Genomic DNA, 19984 nt, shown 5'->3' on the forward strand with positions numbered 1-19984 from the left:
CATATTTATCCAATCAATAATTCAAAAAAGTAAAAAATCAACAACACACCAAAAACAGCCCAAGCCAGATAAGCCTGCAAGTTTCCGCCTTGTATTTGTCGGGTTCTATTGCCACTAAACGTTGCAAACCAAGTGACCAACTTCACAAAACCATCCACAATATTGCTATCAAACCAGCCAATCAAATAAGCCACTACGACTTGAGTTTTTCCAACCAAATTCACCATGCGATCCACAACTTTCTGATCCCACCAATAGGAAGCTTTCGCCAAAAGTAACGAACCGCTCACCACTGCATGCTGATAAAATTCATCCAAGTAGAAATTCTTATGGGATAATTGATAGGTCAGAGATTTCACCACTGATATCAGATTGCCAAACATTTTCTTTTCGACATATAAATAAGAAAATAGCAAGCCTGATAGAGCCAAACCAATAGATATAATAGGAACTAAAGTATAATGCACGGCAGCTGAACTTCCGTTAGCATTCGCAAGTATTGGCAAAAGCCAACTACTATCAGGATTGAAAGGATTAACTGAAAATACAAATCCAATTGACAAAAGTGAAAGCACAAGCAAAGGGACTTTCACTGAAAATACCTCTGTGTACTTCTCTGCCTTTGACTCACTATTAAAGAATACTTTGAAATATAATCGAGCCATATAGGCTGCTGTCATAAAAACAGAGGCGAAACCGAAAACAATAACAAAGGTGGGTAAGTGATCAGCTGAAGCCAATCCATTCAAAATCATTTCTTTGGATAAAAATCCTGAAAACAAAGGCAGTCCAGCCAATGAAAGCATACAGAGTGTAAAGGCTACGAAGGTTACTGGGAGTACCATTTTCAATCCACCCATATTACGAATGTCTTGAGCATCAAAGCCTTCTTCATGAGTGGTCTCATGGTAGTAGTGAATGATACTGCCAGAGCAAAGAAATAATCCTGCCTTGAAAAAAGCATGGGTAGTTAAATGAATGAAAGCTGCTACTGGAAATCCGGCACCCACTGCCATAATCATATACCCTAATTGGGACACTGTAGAATAAGCCAAAATCTTCTTAATGTCATTTTGAGCGAAAGCAGCAAATGCACCCATAAAAGCCGTGATACCACCTATTATCCCAATAATAGTCAACACCTCTTGTGCCAACAAAGGAAATACCCTCACCATCAAATACACACCTGCAGCTACCATAGTTGCTGCATGAATCAAAGCCGAAACAGGCGTAGGACCCGTCATGGCATCTGGCAGCCAGGTTTGCAATGGAAATTGAGCGGATTTGCCAACTGCCGCCAAGAAAAGGCCAATTCCCAAGGTAATCAGCATAGCATTAGGAATGCCAGTTGTCAATGGATCAAGCCCAATCAGTGATTGAATATTTAACGTTTTGAAATAGGCAAAAAGAACGAAAATTCCCAGAAGGAAACCAACATCCCCTACTTTGTTCATCAAGAATGCTTTGAAAGACGATATGGGTGGTGCTTCCCTTTCAAACCAAAAACCTATAAGTAGATAGGAACTGAAGCCTACCAATTCCCAAAAAACAAAAGTCAGTAGCAGATTAGAAGAAAGCACAATGCCATACATGGAGAAAGCAAACAAGCCTAGTAAAGCAAAATACCTGGGTTGAGCCTCGTCGTGTTTCATATACTCCAACGAGAAAACAGTAACCAGTAGAGCCACAATGGCCACCACAATACACATAATCCCAGCCAACTGATCGTAGTAAAGCCCAGCTTGCAAGGCTTGATTACCAGCCATGATCCAATCGACATCTACTCCAGTTCCAAATGGTAATTGTATCCATGCCATCACTGAAGCTATCAATGCCATAGTTGAAAAAGCCATGAGCACGCGACCAGCCCATTTTTTCATTGCGAAGAATGAAAGACCTGCGCTAACCAGTGGAGCCAAAAGGATGATATAGAGCCAACTATTTTCCATCAGCCTTTGAGTTCGTTGAGTTGATCCATGTCAGACACGCCTTGATGTCTGAATATTTGATAGACAATAGCAAGGGCTACTGCCGACTCAGCTACCGCCACTACGATCACAAAAAGCGTCATCATCTGACCAGAAAGGTTGGGGTCATTTTGTGAAAATGCAATCAAATTGATATTAGCTGCATTGAGGATAAGTTCCACACCAGCTAAAATCATGATCACACTACGTTTGATAAGAACAATCACCAGTCCGATGACTAGCAGCAAGGAACTAAATATGATATAATGCTCAATCGGTACCATGCTTCTTTTTTAAGTTGTATCCAGCGATATAAGCTGCCCCTATCAAAGCCATCAGTAATAAAACTGCAGTCACTTCCAGTGCGATTAGTTCAGTGGTCATCAGATGAACTCCGATTTGTTCGGTAACTGTCAATTCATTTGCTGGCTCTTTCGCAAAATCAAATAATGGAAAACCATCTTTCAACGGGTAGAGCAAAATGCCTAAGAGACCAAATCCCAATAAGCTAGCTATCAGCACCCTTCTGTTCTGTGTTTCTAATCTATGGCCATCTATTCTATGGGTCAGCATGATACCAAACATCATTAATATCAATATGCCACCAATATAGATCATGATTTGGGCGACACCTACAAATTCAGCATTGGAAATAATAAACACACCAGCAATACCCAAAAACACCAACACCAGCATGAATACGGCATGCACCACATTTCGAGCAAAAAGAATCCCAAGTGCAGAAAATACGGAAAATCCAGCTAAGATATAAAATGCTATAATGTTCAATCCCTCCATTTAATCTTTCTTCTTGGGTTTGATCTTAGGTCGAAAAACTGGCTTTTTAGCCTTTGGGCTTTCGACCTTAGGCTCTTGGCTTTCTTCCGACTTTGCTTCTTCCGACTTCGGGCTTTCATCTTCCGTCTTTTTAACTACCGACTTTACCTTAGGTTTGAAAACAGGTTTTGAGCCTTGGGCTTTTGGCTTTGAATCCTCACCTTCTGACTTCTGACTTCCGTCTTCTGCCCTTTTCACTACTGGCTTTACCTTGGGTTTAAAAACAGGCTTGGCAGCTTTTGTTTCTTGTTTTTTATCACCTGAATCTTGGCTCTGCTTTTCTGCTTCCTCTTTTTTGTTTTTTGGAATTTGAAGTTTGGCGCTTGTGGCTTTCACCTTAGGTTTAAACCCTCCAGTTTTAGGCTTGGCCATAGTCTCTATTGATCCTTCAGCTTCAGGTGCCGCTTTAGCAGCTACCACTGCTGCCTTAGCTTTTTCTTTTTCTGCAGCATGCACTTCAAATTCAGTCTTCTTTTCTGCAACCATCTCTGGGCTCATATCACCAAATTCAAAATTGTGTTCTTTCAAGTCGAAGACACTGAAATCATAATCTTTGGTCATGGTCAGACACTCTGTAGGGCAAACCACTGTGCAGAGACCACAAAAACAACACTTCGACATATCAATATCGAATTTGGCCGCATATATTCTTTTTGAAGTACCATCAGAGGTCTTACCTATTTCCTCCACAGCCCTTACAGGCTCAATATCTATACAATTGACTGGGCAAATTTTGGCACACTTGTCACAGACGATACAATCATCAATTTCATTGTGCAGTTGATAACGACCTGTATCTGGCACAGGCAATTGCTCGAAAGGATATTGGAGTGTTACAATGCCCTCCTTTTGTTCGAAATAGGTCTTGTCCTCCACACCCACAGGTGTACGTGAAGTCCGTGCTTGCCAGAAATGACGCATGGTAATCTTCAACCCATAAAGGAGCGAAGAAGACGTCTGGATAATATTTTTAAAATATTGTTTCAAATTTCTTAATCAGTTAGCCTACCCACAATTTCCAAATACCACATACAAATACCATGAATAGCCCAATTGGCGTGAGATATTTCCAGCTCAAGGACATCATCTGATCCACTCTGACGCGAGGATAAGTCCATCGCACCCACATTTGCACAAATACTAGCATCATGGCTTTGCCAAGCAACCAGAAGATACCTAGAGCATCACCTAACAAAGTCCCGTGAGTACCAGATGTCCAATCAGCCAGTTTCACTACCCCAATATTTGGCAATGGTGTATTCCAGCTCCCAAAAAACAGGATGGATGCCACTAGCGAAACCAAAAGCATCATACCATATTCGCCAAGCATAATAATAGCCCAGCGAAATCCTGAATATTCTGTATGAAAACCTCCAATTAATTCTGATTCTGATTCGGGCAAATCGAAAGGCGTACGATTCGATTCTGCCAAGGAGGCAATAAAATAGATCACAAATACGACCCACAACATGGGGTATCTCATAACATTCCATGCAAGGAAACCTCCGTAAGTATTTTCTGGATTGAGCAGTCCTTGTTGGATTGACATCTCTTGTAGGTTCAAGGTTTGTGTGAGCATAACCACACAAAGAATGGATAGACCCAGGGGAATTTCATAGGACACGATTTGAGCGACCGCTCTCAAAGACCCAAAAAGTGAAAACTTACTATTCGATCCCCAGCCAGCCATCAGGATACCAATGACATCTAGGGAAATCACGGCCATCAGGAAAAACACACCTGTTTCGACTTGAGAACCTGTGATATCAGAAGTAAGTGGCAACACAGCAAATCCTGAAAAAATGGCCGTAAACATAACCAAAGGTGCTAAAACGAACAATACTCGGTCGGCAGATTTGGTGATGATGTCTTCTTTTTGAAGCATCTTTAGTGCATCTGCGAAAGTTTGAAGAATGCCATACTTACCCACCACCATAGGCCCCAACCTGTCTTGCATAAAAGCAGAGACCTTCCGCTCGGCGTAGACGGCCAACAGCGCAAATACTAACATGAAAGGGAGATAGAATAAAAATGCTATCATCAGTGATTGAATAAAAGAGTAAGTTAAGAATTCTCTTAGGAAATTCCAGATGATTGACCCATCTGGTAGGCAGAAAAGAATGATCTTATGTTAAAGATCAAATTAGCAACAACAACAGCAACAATTACTCCCAGAGAGGGTACTTCTCAAGGTGAATTTCCTTGTTGAAGAAAAGGCGGGCTGCTTTTTCAAAAGCTGGGGTGTAGTCTGATACGAGAAATTGATCATTACCATCTGTTTGGTCGCTTAGTAAATTCAGGGCCTTTAATTGCTGTTTTAAGCTTCGAGCTACAATATTAGCAGAATCAACTAATTCTACCTTGCTTTTGTAAAATTCTTTTATGTCTTCTTTGATGATGGGATAATGGGTACAGCCCAGGATCAAAGCATCAATGCCTGCTAACGATGGGTCGCCCAGATAGTTGGCGATGATCTCATGACTGACCGAATCATGGATAAAACCCTCCTCAATCATGGGCACTAGCAAAGGAGTAGCTAAAGCACTAAACTCAACATCCACGGCCTCATTTTTGATTTTGGTTTCAAAGACTTTTGAATTGACAGTCTGAAGGGTACCAATCAAGCCTACTTTCTTTCCTGACTTTCCTTCCTTCAAATGCTCGATCACTGGATCTATCACGTTGATCACATGAGCTTTGCTGCCCACATAGGCTTTGATCAGATCGTAGGCTGCTGCAGAGGCGGAATTGCACGCGATCAAAATTACCTTGCAACCACGCTGGAGCAGAATGTCTGTGATTTTGATCGAGTAGGCCTGAATCGTAGCGGCTGATTTGTCGCCATAAGGCAAGTGTGCACTGTCTCCGAAGTAAATCATGTCTTCTTCTGGCAGCAACTTTTTAACTGCCTGAGCTACCGTAAGTCCCCCTACGCCACTATCAAAAATTCCAATGGGTGCGTTTTTATCCAATGCCTGTGATCTTGAATTGCAAATATGTGTGATAAATCTATACTTGCAAACAACTTGGCATTTCTCAGTTAAAGCTTGTCCAGCTCATGCTTGATTTTAATCATAAGACCCAATTCTGAAGGCTGACCATTTGAATCCTCTGAAACGTAGTCGATACTCTCACCATTCATAAATATTTCATATATGATCTCCCACTTGTTGCTATTACAGTCTGTACAGCCAGAATTATGAGCTTCAATAATAAGCTGTCGTCCATCAATCAAGATTTCGTCCAAATTCAAAAGCACATCATGATCAGGATTCATTCCATACTTTTCTGAAGTATCCAGCACTAATGAATCTCCAACATATATTTTCGCAAAATCATCGAGCTTATAAAAGATTAAGGATACACCCTTATCGACTGGCATAACAACTGGCACCTCTTCAACAGTCCTATCCTCTACTTCCGAAGCAGTCTGTGAACCTGACCCACAGCCTACCAGGATAATCAACGTGGCGGCACACATCGGTATTGATAAATATTTCATTTTAATATTTTCGTTTTCACAAAGCTACTCCTCAAAAGCTCCGTTTTCTTTAGCTCAGCATTAGGCTAATGCTAAGTAATTGTTATGCTTCTAAGCAGATAGTTGATGAATCCAGATATTCCATTTGATTTGCTCCTTATTGTATTAATGACGTTTCTTTGAGTATAAATCATCAACAACGTAAGTACTGGGTGCCTTATTTATGGCCCTGGACCAAGCCTTCTGGGGGCACTTATCATTCTTTGAAGCAATGGGTCTTGAGCCGAAAGTTTAGCTTGCTCTACCTTCTTATCATCTGGTATATACTAGGTACACTCGGTTTTGCTCCTAGAAGAAATTGTGACGAAGGCACTTGGCAAATGATGCTACAGTGCGAATGGATGATGTGGATGGGACAGTTCAAAACAGATTTTTGGCACTTTATGGCTACTGGTTTCACCACGGCCTGGTTCCACAATGATTTTGTTCATATCCTATTTGTAACTGTGTTTGGATTTCTCTTTCCAGTTCAATCTTTCGAGGCACAGCATGGCACCCGCCCTACCGTATTCATATACTTTTCCACCTATTTGCTGATTGGGTTATTTTTTGGAGGCCTCTTTCAAATTCTGAATAGTTTATGGCCAGAGTCTCACTTTGTCATGTATGGTTTTGCCAGAGCCTGGATGGGAGGCTCAGTGGGTATATTTGCGCTAATAGGTGGCCTCTCCTACTTCAGCCCAAAGAAATGGTTTCTCTTTTCCCTTGTTTTTGGGTTCGAGGTATTCAACCACTTCGTGTTAGGGAATAATATTCACATATCCTTTATACATGTAATGTCTGCTTCTTTCGGCTGGCTGCAGTGTGCTATATGGCAAAGTTTGAAAAAGAGCTAGCCTAAGGAAGTAAGTTGTAACGAGCAAAGACCTCATGGATCATACGGTCGTTTTTCTTACGATTACCACCCAATCTGAATAGCGTAGCCTCTCGTGTCTCTTCAATTTCGGAAAAATCCTTATGATCCTCTATGCACTTTACTTTCGTATTTGTAATCAGGGTCATGGCTTTGAACCAGATGTCGTCATTGGTAGGCACCATGTCCAAATAAATAGACTTATTGAACAGCTCTTCATGGAGTCTGTCACTCGGATACAACACACCATCTTTTCCCGTCGGGAAAATATTGAGACTTGGCCCTAATTCATTTTTATCCTTGACCTCATGTGTGCGTGTCCATTTTCCGTAGGGTTTTAATTTGCTCCGAGAAATTAACTTTCTTAAAGTATTTTCTTCATGACTCATGATTCGACCACGGTAGCAAATAACACAATCTTTATTCTTTTGATATTCTCCAACCAAACGCTCCAGCCAATTCTCAGGATAGATCACATCATCATCAGCCGTCACGATTAGACAGTTTTCTTTATTCATGAGTTTTGCCGTAGGAATCAGCTTTCGGTAGGGGCCAGTATTTTTAGTCCAGTGGATTTCTAATCCTAAACTTTCAAGTTCCCTGAGACGCTCAGGTACTTCTTTCACCCCTTGGTCCAATAAATGCGAATCTTCCGACAGCCAGAGCAATACACGGTCTGCCTTTAGGCTCTGGTTTAATATAGAATCAATGACCTTGCTCACATATTCAAGTCTCGACTGAATAGATGTAAGACTGACGACAATGGGTAATTGAGTATTCAAATAGAAAGGGCTTAAGCGTTAATAATTAGTTATCAATTGCTCCAATCAACTCAAGCAACTGATTATCTTTCTGGTCAGACTCCTCTGAACGGGGTTGAGGATCTTCCTCAACTGCGCAGCTGAATGAAAGTACCGTCAGAAAACAAAGCAACAAAACAAGCCAACTGATTCTCTCCGATTTTTTAACCTTTTTCCACAACATAGTTTAGCATTTTTTGAATATTAAAATTGCTTACCACTAATTTATACTTGATATGTATTCTAATTTTTATGCCATGGTTAAGTCTCTGTTATAAAAAAATAGCTAAGTAAACATTGTGTTAAGTTTTGGGCAGGCTATGCCTAGCGAGCCTTTTGCTATCCCATGGCTAGATATATTTGAAAACGAATCGTCATCCAAATGTTTAGAAAGCAAGCAGGGAAAATTCTCCTTATCATTTTTAGCATAAATGCTCTATTGGTAGCCACTCACAAAGGAGAATTTTGGCCTTTCAGCATATACCCTATGTTTTCTAAAGCGGGACAACCATGGACGAGAGCACTGATTCGTGAAGTAAGCGAAGTGCCAGATTCTTTAATTTGGAAAACTTACAATTATCCAGATCTTCCTGGGCGTCCAGCTACGACAGAAGCTTTAGGAATTGACAATATTGACTACTCCAATTTTGTTTGTAAAACTCAGAACTGGAACAATCAGCGTGTGGAAGCTCTACGCTACATGATTGGAGAAAATCATATCAAAAACAAAAAATTGCTCGTGATCAAAGTCCAGGGCCAATTGACTGGAACATCAGGAGTATCTGCTTCGGCCTTACCCTTCATTTTATTCGATCAGCAAGACAATCATTTCAACCCTCAATTAGATCCATCTATTTATTTCAGTCATGAAAATCCTTGACAAGATTGTAGTCCATTTGTTTGGCACTGGTGCCGAGCTTACTTCTGGGCAAAAATTATACTTTAAGTTGTTTGAAGCTTTTGCGATTTATAACTCCATAGATTTGGCCTGGTCTTGGGCTTTTTACATACTGAAAATAAAAGAGGTGGTCTTGCCGCTTGGAATAGCCACCTATCTAGATATTGGCTTCATGTTCGGCAGCGAGCTCCCAATGGTTTTGGCCGGCACACTTTCTATTCTCGGCATCTTGGCATTTTTCAGGGTTGGTCCAAGGTGGCTGTACTTGATTGCTTTCTTGATACTTCATTTACTTTTTTGTTCGAGATATTGCCTAGGTGAAATTCCCCATAGTGCCAACTTTGTTGGACTTAGTTTACTGGCATTGGGACTTAGTACTTATCTATACGAAGACAACAGACACAGAGCCAGTATTACCATGGGGCTGGTCTATTTCTTTATCGGCTTTGGTTATACTACTGCCTCTATATCCAAGTTGATTGCCACAGGGTTTCATTGGGTAGATGGTCGACACTTATGGCTATGGATGAGCGAAAAAAGTATAGACCATTTGTCAAAATATGGAGCTGTTGAATACAATTTCCTACAGGAACTCGCCTTCATCAGCATGCCAATTGCGACACTTATTTTGATCATTGGGATTACGACTGAGTTTTTTGGTTTTCTCATCTGGTTTAGGCGCACGAGACCTTTCATTACGTTAGCCATAATCGGCATGCATATCGGTATTTATCTGACAATGAATATCTGGTTTGGCAAATTCATGTCTGAATTGATCTTGATAGGCTTTCCTTGGGGGATCTGGATTGATAGGCTAAACATTACCCAACTAAACAAGTGGAAGTTTCTAGAAACTTAGCTGGTTTTGTAGATACTCAACTGACGGTCAAAGCAATTTTTCCAGCTCAATTTTCCGGCATAGTTTCTGGCACTCGCTTGCAGTTTTGATTTGTTTTTTAAATTGGCAAAAGCAACAATCTTCTCGCACAGCTTCTCAACAGTTGGCTCATCCAAGACGAATCCCGCACCTGATTTTTCTATATGTTCTTTGGCGGCTCCATCATTTGCCGCTATCAGTGGCAATCCAGCACTAAGCGATTCTACAAGAGACAATCCAAAAGTCTCCCAGCTGCTTAGTGCAAATCCCAAATCTGCACTTGCATAGTACGTCGCCATATCAGCTACTTCTTTTACAAAGCCAAGGTGATGAATATGTTCATATTCTGAAGCAGCTGCCTCCACTAGTCTAATATCTGGGCCCATACCCGCTAGCAACAAAGTGGGCTCACATTTCAGTCTTTTGCACAGCAATGGATAGGCATCCAACAACAGCCGCAAACCTTTCTCTTGGCAAAACCTATGTGGGAAAAACAAAATCAATCGATCAGACTGACCTGCCCTGAGTTTATTCACTAAGCCTTCATCTCGCCTCTGGGGATGAAAAGCATCAATATCCACACCTAATGGAACAAATTGAATATTCCTCATTCCATTGTCTTGCATTCGGTCTATTACCAATTGACTCGACACTAAAACACTATCCATGGCGTTGTAATGCTTTCTAGCAAACTTCCAAGCTATAGCTTCGCCTTTCTCAGCCAAACTGAATGGCATTCTATTCAAAAACCTACGCACATAGGTAACTGGAAAATCAGCATGCCAAAAACCAAACACTTTAGCTTTCAGCTGGTGCTTCCTTACAATTGAATTAACCATCTTGGGCATAAAATACGGAGAACCTACCTCAATGGCATCAGGGTTCAGTTTGAGAAGCAAAGGCTCCAAAACTGACTGACGAATGAGATAACGATATTCCCATTGTCCCAAAACCTTGGGGACGCTCAAATGCTCTATGGTCACGTTGTCGCTAACCTTTTCGGTATAGGTCTTGGTATCGTGCATTACGAAAACATACTCGATATCAGCTCTTCTTTTGAAATACTTTAGTTTTTCAAGATGATAGCGTCGCACACCTCCTCCACTTGGGCTCCAAAAATTATTACAATCAACCAGGCAGAACATCCTTTTGGAAATGGATTGATACCAGCTGACCTTCTTCCATTTTAACCACTCGATCAGCAAAAGAAAAATACTTCTCATCATGAGAAATGGCTATAATAGTTTTTTCTTTTGCCTTGAGCTGAGGTAAAAGTTTGGTGTAAAATATTTCTTTGAAGTATGGGTCTTGATTAGCTGCCCACTCATCAAAAATGTATATTTCTTTATCTTCTAAAATGGAGATCATCATAGCCAGCCTCTTGCGCTGACCATATGATAATCGAGTAGTAGAAATTTTTCCGTCAACGATTTGAACCTTATGATCAATTTCTAATTGCTCCAGCAAAGGCTGGGCATTTTTTTCCATCATGTCAGCTTTGATATGATGTAAATCATCAAACAAATGGTAGTCTGTAAATACTCCTGCAAAATGTTTTCTATAGTAATCCAGATGTTGCAATTCAATTTTCTGATTTTTAAACCAAAGTTCTCCATCTGCAATCTGATAGAGTCCCGTTAGCATTTTTATGAATGTTGTTTTGCCGCTTCCGTTCCCGCCTACTACATAGATAATTTCTCCTTTTTTCACGTCAAGGTTCAGTGGACCTATTGAAAAATTTTCGTCGTTTCCATAGTTAAAATAGACCTGAGAAAGTGAAAAAATAGGATCGAACCTTGGATTCCATTCTAGCTCTTCTGGTCCTGTTTGGCAGTCTTCCAATTCCTCTTCCAATGAAATTCCTATCTGATCAATTTTGTTTAATGAAATCTGGGTGCGCTTAATGTGTTTGATAAAGCCACTTACTGTGGCTAATGGTGCAACAGTGAAAAGCAAAACCAATAGGTAATTGCCAAACGACTCTGTGGTAATCCAAACCGATCCGTCGATTACATAAATGAGTATGCCCACCCCCATGAACAGCACAACCTCCACGACTCTTGCAGATACTGCATAGAGTGTTTCTTCTTTTACTCTGTACTGTTGCTCCTTGAGACAGTTGGGCTCCACATTTTTACGAATGAAATTTTCACGGTGTTCATGATTGAGCTTCAACTCCTTCATGCCCATGACTACACCTTCAAAATTTTTATGAATTTTATCCCATTCGTCCCTGGCCTGCTCACTATATTTTTTGAGGTAAGGAAGTGCTAGATAATTGATAAGAAAACCGAATGCAAATATAAGCGTACAGCCTAACGTCAACATCCATGACAGATAAAAGAGGTAAATCAAACATCCTATAGCTGTAGCCAGGCCTGTCACCACAGGTGGCAGACGATTCATACTGGCAGACACAAAATTGATATCCGTGGTAAGAACGGGAAGAACATGGTCTAGCCTTTGTTCTATTTTTTGATAAGAAGCATTCAATATCTTCGAGGACATTTCAACCCTCAGCTTCAGTATCATGGACTGCGTAAGTACAGAAATAAAATAAGAAGATAATACGCCAAATACGCCAAAGCAAGTGACTGCACTAGCAAACTCGATAAAAAAACTTTGGGCTTCTACCAGGCCAAAATTAATGTACTGATGGATAAGCTTGATGACATAGGTAGAGCAAATGCCCGATAGTGCACTTACCATTATTGCCAGGAAAAATGTCCTGGGCGATGTTTTCTTTAGTAGGGTCAAAAAATTCATATCAACAATCCAATTCCTCGTGCTTAACCAGTTTTCCTTCTGCATCTAGCGCATAAATCTCATTCAATCCAAACTGACCAGAATTGGCAATGAGCATACCTAAACGCACATTTTTCTTAGACAGCGCCTTATTTGCCATTTTCATTTCTTTGTAAGTCATAGCGGCTGGTAGATATTTTTCATTTGGAATGGCTCTATTATATTCTGGGTTTCTGCGATGAATAAGAAGTGCTCCCCTTGCTTTGGCTCTAGCCATCAAGTCATCATCCTGATACCCCATAGGTAAAAATGACTCATCGTAGCCTCCAAGTATTTTGAAAAGGTCTCTGGTTATTGATATTCTACCAAAAGAACCATCCTGTTTGATCTTTGAGAATTGCCACAAAACAATATTCTCCTCAGCCTTACGAAATTGATCTAATACAAATGAACCACCTTGTAATCCCGTATAATTGTCACAATCAAGATTGACCAGCACAGCGCCAGAAGCCATTTTGTGACTTGTATTTTTAGCTATGGATGCGTTCCACTGATCCAGACTCGGACAATGGAAGTATTTTAAATATCCATCACTCAGGAATTCGCCAAACTCCTTGATTATCCAATTCTTCACATGATCACCTTTATCAAAATCCATTAATATGAATTCAATAAATTTTCGGTCTGTTAAATTATCGTTAAGATTTTGACGGAGTGTCATTTTCAAAGATTCCCACCTATTTTTATGCGTCAAACAGAAGGACAGCTTATAACGCAATGAGGGATCGTGAAGTAACGGGGATTTAGGCAAAATACTGCTTCTGTTAAAAGAGAACACGCTTTATAAAAATGGATTTAAACTTTAATTCGACCATCAAACAGGCATACATAGCCACTGATCTAACCGAAATTAAGAGATGTCTTTAATAATCGCATATTATGTTCATGGACGGGGGCGTGGACATTCGTCAAGAGCACTTACTGTTATCAAAAAGCTAATACTAAGGAAATATAAACTTAAGCTATTTGCTGGGCGAGATGCCTATCCAGTTCTGGCAGAAAGGTTTGAAGTGAGGCAAGTTGCATCCATTTTTCCAAAATCATCCTTGTTTGATTTCATCAAAAGGATCATACATGACTACAACCAACTTAGAAGTATAAAGCCAGATATACTTATTTCTGACGGTGATGCTCCCAGTATGTGGGTAGCCAAATGGCTGGGCATTCCAATTTTTTCGATTGGTCATGCGCTCATCTTTCCCTATTGCAAACATCCCATTTCTCTTTCTCAATGGGGATTACTCAAGGAGAGTCTCAAAGTTCGTGTCGCTAGCCAGTGGGCTGACTTTAGATTCATCTTGCATTTCTGCCCGCTTAATACCAAAGACAGCAAATCGGTTTTAGTCAAACCTGATTTCGAATTTGACACCAGTCAGTTCAATCGGGGAAATTATCTGATCTCCTACTTCCGGGATGGAAACGGTAGCCCAGTTCTGAAATCTTTGGTAGCAAATGGGATGACAATAAGAAATTTCGGACAGCCCGTTAACATTAATGGCATCCAAAACTTTCCTCCCGACGATATGCTGTTTAAGCAAATGTTATCTGGAGCCATGGGTATTGTTAGTTCTTCCGGCTCCAATATCATCTTCGAATCCATGGCTCTACAGAAGCCAATTCTTTTGCTTTATAAGGCCACTGACTTCGAGCAAATGGCGAACGCCAAGTATGTGGATCATTTAGGTGCTGGCCTAAGCAGTACTTTTGATTCCATCACACCAGAGCTGATCCAGGAGTTTATTCTCAGTTTGGAGAATCCACCCACTCGCAAAAACACTTTCAATGTTATGCCATCGTTGTCCGATGAGATCATTTCTCACCTGAAGATAAATTTCGATTAAAGTAAGCTTGTCTTTTAAATAACCCTATTTTTTTAGTGTTGACATCCAGTTGGTCGAGTTTTACAAACCAGCATGAAATTAAGCCATGAGAAAAATTGCAATTTTCGCGGATGTTCTAGAAGAAAACTTTGATGGGGTGAGTGTGACCCTGCACAAAATTCTTCAAGCCATTCCCGAGGATCAATTCAACGTACTAGTTATTACCTCTCATCCGCCAAGGGACATCAATTCGTTCAGGCACAAAATTCATTTGACCCCTTACCTAAATTTACCCTTTCAAAAGGGGTATCGTCTGGGTTTGCCAAACGGCAAAAAATTACAAGGTGTATTGGATCAATTTTCGCCCGATCTAATACACTTCACTTCACCCTCATTATTCGGGAAGTTTGCCATTAAATATGCCCGCAAAAATGACTTGCCAGTAATGAACATCTATCACACACATTATCCAGTTTATTTAAAATACTATATTGGGCGACTGGGCGATTATCTAATAGGCAGTATCGTAAAGAAGATGCTCATGTGGTACTATAAAAATTCAGACCTGACACTTACTCCGACCCGTACGATCAAAAAAGACTTAATTAAATTGAGTGTCCCAGCAGGTAAACTCAAAGTATGGGGACGAGCATTGAAGATAGAAAATTTCAGTCCAGCTTTTCGAGATGAATCTCTTTTTGACTTGGTTATTCCACATGAAAATAAAAAAATCCTATTTGTTAGTCGACTAATTAAAGAAAAGGAAATGAAAACCTTGTATAAGGTATACAAGAAACTTAGAAAAGCAGACCAAACTATTACCATGATCATCACAGGTGACGGACCAAAACGAGATTGGCTTGAAAACAAAATGCCCAAAGCTGTTTTTACTGGAAAAAAAGTTGGGCCAGAACTGTCAAAAATCTATGCATCGTGTGACCTATTCTTCTTTCCTTCAGAATCGGAAACATTCGGCAATGTAATCATAGAAGCCATGGCATCTGGCCTACCTATCGTAGCGGCCAACGCTGGCGGTCCCTCAGAGCTTATCAAAAACAACAAAACAGGATTCCTGATTAAACCAAGAAAGATCAAGAAGTTCTCTGACCAAATTATAGGCGTTCTACGCAATGACAGCTTGCGTGAACAAATCAGTGGTGATGCCTTGAATTTCGTCAAATCAAGAACGATAGAAAACCTACACACTCAATTATGGGGGATTTATAACAACTTAATTTATAAACATCAAGCAGCTAAAACTAATCAGTTGATTGTTCGCCAAATACCTAAGTTATCCACATCAGTCGACAATTCCGAAATTTCTACGCCTGCCGTATGTAAATAAGGTTTTGCTGAATTATTGATCAATAAGCCTAAGTACTTTACTGACATCAAATTCTAGTATTTCTACCTATTGCGATCCGATGTATGCGTTTTTACTTTTATGCTATAATCAATTTCTCAAGTGCTGCATAGTCAAAAAGAGAGAAACACGAGATAAACTTGATGCTGCGGGCACCCTGACCAGTTCGTCTGGAAGTGGCTCCTTTCCACCAACCTTTCTCAATATTCAAGTTTAGTGTTTTTCTCTTTTTGCTCTGTTTAATGGCTGATAATAGATCAATCCATATTTCAGGGAATTAGATAATCCTAATCTATAGTTTTTAAACAGTTACCTTATGCCATATCAATAACTTTTGCGAACTAAAAGTCATTTCGTCGGGAGGCACGACCAGAGAAATCTCCTTAGCCGCTGGCAGCATGCCAATGCTTTTACAAATACTCTGCTAGACCCTGATGAGATCCCTGACGGGATGACCTTGAGAGAGTAAGCTTGCCTCGATATCAAAAACTCTGCCCCCAACTTTACAGACTGATCCCATATAGATGCCTAGGCAAATCTTCTGCTAGACCTTGAAAAGATCTCTCCACTATTGCGCTGAGTTCGTAAGTTTACTCAGATACCCGAAATCTTCTCCACCAATTTTATAGACTAATCCCTGACAATAGCATTGAGTCAACCGATCATTTCGAAATATTGCCAATCAAAAAAATACTCAACGCGCTATAGAATATTATTCTAATTTAGTAGTCTATAAAACTCAAAAATTATATGCAAAGATTAACGCTAACCATTTTCGCATGGGCGATGGCTTTTTCTAGCTTCGCTCAAATCACCAACCCATTAATCAACTTCCCGACACTGAGCCCTGACGGAAACACAATAGCCTTTGCCTATCAAGGCGATATATGGACGGCAGATGCCAATGGCTCTAACCCTCGCAGACTAACCATTCATGAAGGATACGAAACCAATCCCCTTTGGACCCCAGATGGTCAAGGGTTGGTTTTCCGTAGTGATCGTAATGGCAACAATGACGTCTATGTCATTAACCTGACAGGAGGATTGCCCAAACAACTTACCTTTCATTCGTCTAGCGACTCCCCCAGTGATGTAACCAAAGATGGAAAAGTGCTTTTTCATGGCAACAGAAACTACCGCCAAATCGAATGGGATAATGAGGTGCAGATGGTTAATTTATCGGGCGGAACGCCCTATAGGTATTTGAACGCACTGGGTTTTTATGCTACACAATCTCCAAATGGACGATTTGTTGCTTTTGTGAAGGGTTCTTGCCGAGATGAAAGAGAGGCATACAATGGCCCCGCCAATACGGACATTTGGTTGTACGATTCTCAAAACAATGCTTATAGTCAACTGACAACAGATACACACAATGACATTTACCCTAAGTGGGGCAATGATCAGACGCTCTTCATTCAATCCGCCCGTAGTGGAAGATACAATGTTCATCAAATATCGCTGGATGCTAATGGTGCAAAAAGTGGAGATATTCAAGCCATTACTTTATTTACTGACATGGGGATTAGCTCGTTTAGCGTGGGCAATCGCGGCCAAACGATTTTACTTAATAAAGGGGATCAATTGATAAGTGTAAATGTTGCCACAAAGCAAACCAGTGACATCAACTTGACCATAGGGTCTGATTACAGATTTGACCCTATAGAAAGAAAGTCATACAGCAAAGATGTTGATCAAATCATTCCTTCGCCTAGTGGAAAATATAGTGCATTGGTAATTAGAGGTGAAATTTTCATTACTGAGAATGACAAAGAGAAAAGTAGAACAATCAATTTATCCAACTCACCATACAGAGACTTAGAACCCCAGTGGGTCAACGACTCCACATTAGTCTTCATTTCAGATCGAGGTGGAAATTATGATATTTATGCCGTTCGATCTGCTGACAGCAAAGAAGGTGATTTGTTCAAAACCCTGAAACTGGATGTCTCCAAAATAACCAGCACCACAGAAGAAGAATCAGGCCTTGTCATCTCTCCTGATTTCAAAACACTCGTCTTCATGCGGGGTGGTGGACAGCTATTGACTGCCTCCATATCCAGTAAAGGATTTATCTCAAACGAGAAAACTTTATTGAACGGATGGGCACAACCGTACGGACTATCATGGTCTCCAGACTCCAAGTGGCTTGCTTATAGCATGGAGGATTTGAATTTCAATGAAGAAATATTCATTCTCAAAGCTGATGGAAGTAAAAGCCCAGTAAACATCTCCATGCACCCCAAACTGGATAGTGACCCTACATGGAGCCCTGACGGCAGCAAGCTGGTTTTTACCTCAGCACGTAGCAATGGCGATTACGACATCTGGTATCTGTGGTTAAAAAAATCTGATTGGGAAAAAACAGCTGATGAATGGAAATACGAGGATGAAGTGGTTGAAAAGCCCAAGTCTGAGCCTGAATCATCTAAGAAAAAGAAAAACGCCAAGTCTGACGATAAAAAAGAAGATGATGGTATAGCCCCCATTCAAATCGACTTTGAAGACATTCATGAACGACTCGAGCAAGTGACTTCATTCTATGGCAATGAAATCAATCCATTAGTTTCCAAAGATGGCAAAACCATCTATTACAGAACGAGTTCTGATGGATGGGGCAAGCCTGCCAAAGTCGACATAGACTTATATAAAATCTCATGGGACAAGAAAGACCACACTGCGATTACCACAGGAGGCGAAGAGCCTTCCAGCTTATATATGGATGCTAAAAACGAATACATCTATGCTACGCTCAAAGGTGGTAAACCAGTAAGGTTTAAGCTGGCAGGCGACAAAAAAGAATCACTCCCTATTTCTGCTAAGTTGAATATAGAATTCAAAGAAGAATTGAATCAAATATTTGAAGAAGCATGGAAGGCACTAGATCAGCAATTTTATGACCCTAATTTTCACGGGCAAGACTTTGATGCGCTAAAAGCAACTTATAAGCCATTGGCTATGAAAGCCTCTACTCGTGAAGATTTCAATACCGTTTTCAACCAAATGCTTGGACAGATCAATGCCAGTCATATGGGGCTATACCGAGGCGATTTACGTAAGGATGTGCAGTCTACCACAACTGGCCTCATTGGCGTGGAGCTCAAACCTGTGACTGATGGTGTCCAAGTGATTGGCAAACTACCTCAAATGCCGGCAGATCGTGAAATCAGTACTATTTCAGTTGGCGAAACGATCACCACAGTAAATGGCACTCCCATAAACTCGGGTGTGAATTATTATGACTTGATGAATAATACAGCTGACGAGCGCGTGCTGCTCACTGTCAAAAATACAAGTGGACAAAATCGTGAGGTGGAAATCAGACCTGTTTCCAGCAATAGTAACGCTCGCTACAAGGCCTGGGTGCAGGAGAAAAAGAAACTCGTAGACGAATACTCGAATGGGCAGCTTGGGTACATCCATATCCAGGCTATGGGCTGGGCTAGTTTCGAACGCTTCGAGAGAGAATTGGCTGCTGCTGGATATGGCAAAAAAGGCATTGTAATAGATGTAAGATTCAACGGTGGGGGATGGACTACTGATCATTTGATGGCCATTCTCAATGTAAAGCAACATGCATACACCATCCCTAGAGGAGCCACTGAAAGTTTGGATAACAACAAGGAATTTACTGACTACTATCCATATAGTGAGAGATTGCCTTTACCAGCGTGGACCAAGCCTTCCATTACACTATGTAACGAAAGCAGCTATTCCAATGCTGAAATATTTGCTCATGCTTATAAACATCTGGGGATAGGTACTTTGGTGGGCAAACCCACTTTTGGCGCTGTCATTTCTACAAGTGGCAGAGGGTTGATTGATGGAAGCTGGATCAGGCTGCCTTATCGTGCCTGGTATGTAAAAGCAACAGGAGAAAATATGGAATTGGGACCTGCCTTGCCAGACATCGTTTTGGATAATGCACCAGATGAGCGAAGTAGAAATGAAGACAGTCAGCTGAAAAAAGCAACAGAGCAGCTACTCAAAGAAATTAAATAATTAAGGACTGTCTCCCACAAACATTACCTAGCGTAAAATAAATATCAACAAAAGGATAAACGCTAGAATTCTAAAACCTAAAATCCAGTATTTCATACCTAATAACAGATGGTGAATTCTGTTGCAATGAAATACAAAAAGCAGGCCATATTTTGAGCCCAGCTGTGGTAAAACAGAAAAGCCCTTCCATTGCTCAATGGAAGGGCTTTTCTGTTTTTTTG

At 40.6% G+C, this 19984-nt stretch carries 18 protein-coding genes; 6 read left to right on the forward strand and 12 right to left on the reverse strand.

Annotated features, from left to right (window positions below):
- Nucleotides 1-5: 5 nt before the first annotated feature.
- From B9A58_RS06525 to B9A58_RS06555, 7 genes are all read right to left on the reverse strand, one after another.
- Nucleotides 6-1949 (reverse strand): NADH-quinone oxidoreductase subunit 5 family protein, encoded by a 1944-nt coding sequence (locus B9A58_RS06525; protein WP_084371599.1) that lies wholly within the window; start codon nt 1947-1949, stop codon nt 6-8.
- Nucleotides 1949-2251, reverse strand: coding sequence for an NADH-quinone oxidoreductase subunit NuoK (nuoK, locus tag B9A58_RS06530; RefSeq protein ID WP_084371600.1), 303 nt, complete (start codon nt 2249-2251; stop codon nt 1949-1951). The genes B9A58_RS06525 and nuoK overlap by 1 nt, the downstream gene beginning before the upstream one ends.
- Nucleotides 2238-2756, reverse strand: coding sequence for an NADH-quinone oxidoreductase subunit J family protein (locus B9A58_RS06535; RefSeq protein WP_221407820.1), 519 nt, complete (start codon nt 2754-2756; stop codon nt 2238-2240). Before B9A58_RS06535 ends, nuoK begins: the two co-directional genes overlap by 14 nt.
- 9 nt (nt 2757-2765) lie before the next feature.
- Nucleotides 2766-3791, reverse strand: a complete 1026-nt coding sequence (locus B9A58_RS06540) for a 4Fe-4S dicluster domain-containing protein (RefSeq protein WP_245827002.1) — start codon at nt 3789-3791, stop codon at nt 2766-2768.
- Between the two features lie 13 nt (nt 3792-3804).
- Nucleotides 3805-4896, reverse strand: a complete 1092-nt coding sequence (gene nuoH / locus B9A58_RS06545; protein WP_262501981.1) for an NADH-quinone oxidoreductase subunit NuoH — start codon at nt 4894-4896, stop codon at nt 3805-3807.
- A 73-nt stretch (nt 4897-4969) separates the two neighbouring features.
- Complete coding sequence (gene murI, locus B9A58_RS06550; protein ID WP_084371603.1) at nt 4970-5776, reverse strand: glutamate racemase; 807 nt, start codon at nt 5774-5776, stop codon at nt 4970-4972.
- A gap of 68 nt (nt 5777-5844) precedes the next feature.
- Nucleotides 5845-6306 carry a hypothetical protein gene (locus B9A58_RS06555; RefSeq protein WP_139793767.1) on the reverse strand — a complete coding sequence of 154 codons (462 nt, stop codon included), beginning with the start codon at nt 6304-6306 and terminating at the stop codon, nt 5845-5847.
- Nucleotides 6307-6464: 158 nt separating this feature from the next.
- Between B9A58_RS06555 and B9A58_RS06560 the strand changes: the two genes are divergently transcribed.
- The gene (locus B9A58_RS06560; protein WP_139793768.1) at nt 6465-7181 is read left to right on the forward strand and encodes a hypothetical protein; all 717 of its coding nucleotides are present in this window, start codon (nt 6465-6467) and stop codon (nt 7179-7181) included.
- Between the two features lies 1 nt (nt 7182).
- Here B9A58_RS06560 and B9A58_RS06565 read toward each other — a convergent pair whose 3' ends face one another.
- On the reverse strand, nt 7183-7980 hold the full coding sequence (locus tag B9A58_RS06565; RefSeq protein ID WP_084371606.1) for a glycosyltransferase family A protein: 798 nt from the start codon (nt 7978-7980) through the stop codon (nt 7183-7185).
- A 400-nt stretch (nt 7981-8380) separates the two neighbouring features.
- Here B9A58_RS06565 and B9A58_RS06570 point away from each other — a divergent pair, with 400 nt between their 5' ends.
- Nucleotides 8381-8878, forward strand: a complete 498-nt coding sequence (locus B9A58_RS06570) for a hypothetical protein (RefSeq protein ID WP_084371607.1) — start codon at nt 8381-8383, stop codon at nt 8876-8878.
- Nucleotides 8865-9755: a hypothetical protein gene (locus B9A58_RS06575; protein WP_084371608.1), complete on the forward strand. Its 891-nt coding sequence runs from the start codon at nt 8865-8867 to the stop codon at nt 9753-9755. The genes B9A58_RS06570 and B9A58_RS06575 overlap by 14 nt, the downstream gene beginning before the upstream one ends.
- Here B9A58_RS06575 and B9A58_RS06580 read toward each other — a convergent pair.
- From B9A58_RS06580 to B9A58_RS06590, 3 genes are read right to left on the reverse strand one after another with little or no spacing between them, the layout of a single operon-like run.
- Entirely contained in the window at nt 9752-10999 is a 1248-nt protein-coding gene (locus B9A58_RS06580; protein ID WP_084371609.1) for a glycosyltransferase, read from the reverse strand. The genes B9A58_RS06575 and B9A58_RS06580 overlap by 4 nt on opposite strands.
- Nucleotides 10902-12482: a cyclic peptide export ABC transporter gene (locus tag B9A58_RS06585; RefSeq protein WP_245827004.1), complete on the reverse strand. Its 1581-nt coding sequence runs from the start codon at nt 12480-12482 to the stop codon at nt 10902-10904. The genes B9A58_RS06580 and B9A58_RS06585 overlap by 98 nt, the downstream gene beginning before the upstream one ends.
- A gap of 58 nt (nt 12483-12540) precedes the next feature.
- The gene (locus tag B9A58_RS06590) at nt 12541-13176 is read right to left on the reverse strand and encodes a glycosyltransferase family 2 protein (protein ID WP_139793769.1); all 636 of its coding nucleotides are present in this window, start codon (nt 13174-13176) and stop codon (nt 12541-12543) included.
- A gap of 259 nt (nt 13177-13435) precedes the next feature.
- Here B9A58_RS06590 and B9A58_RS06595 point away from each other — a divergent pair, with 259 nt between their 5' ends.
- Together B9A58_RS06595 and B9A58_RS06600 are read left to right on the forward strand one after the other, a co-directional pair.
- Nucleotides 13436-14419 (forward strand): glycosyltransferase family protein, encoded by a 984-nt coding sequence (locus B9A58_RS06595; protein WP_084371612.1) that lies wholly within the window; start codon nt 13436-13438, stop codon nt 14417-14419.
- Between the two features lie 85 nt (nt 14420-14504).
- The gene (locus B9A58_RS06600; RefSeq protein ID WP_084371613.1) at nt 14505-15743 is read left to right on the forward strand and encodes a glycosyltransferase family 4 protein; all 1239 of its coding nucleotides are present in this window, start codon (nt 14505-14507) and stop codon (nt 15741-15743) included.
- Nucleotides 15744-15840: 97 nt separating this feature from the next.
- Here B9A58_RS06600 and B9A58_RS20695 read toward each other — a convergent pair whose 3' ends face one another.
- The gene (locus tag B9A58_RS20695) at nt 15841-15972 is read right to left on the reverse strand and encodes a hypothetical protein (protein WP_262501973.1); all 132 of its coding nucleotides are present in this window, start codon (nt 15970-15972) and stop codon (nt 15841-15843) included.
- 539 nt (nt 15973-16511) lie between these two features.
- On the opposite strand from B9A58_RS20695, the gene B9A58_RS06605 reads away from it, so the two are divergent.
- On the forward strand, nt 16512-19763 hold the full coding sequence (locus tag B9A58_RS06605; RefSeq protein ID WP_084371614.1) for a S41 family peptidase: 3252 nt from the start codon (nt 16512-16514) through the stop codon (nt 19761-19763).
- Nucleotides 19764-19984: the final 221 nt, after the last annotated feature.

The sequence above is a fragment of the Reichenbachiella faecimaris genome (genome assembly GCF_900176375.1).
Taxonomy (GTDB): Bacteria; Bacteroidota; Bacteroidia; order Cytophagales; family Cyclobacteriaceae; genus Reichenbachiella; species Reichenbachiella faecimaris.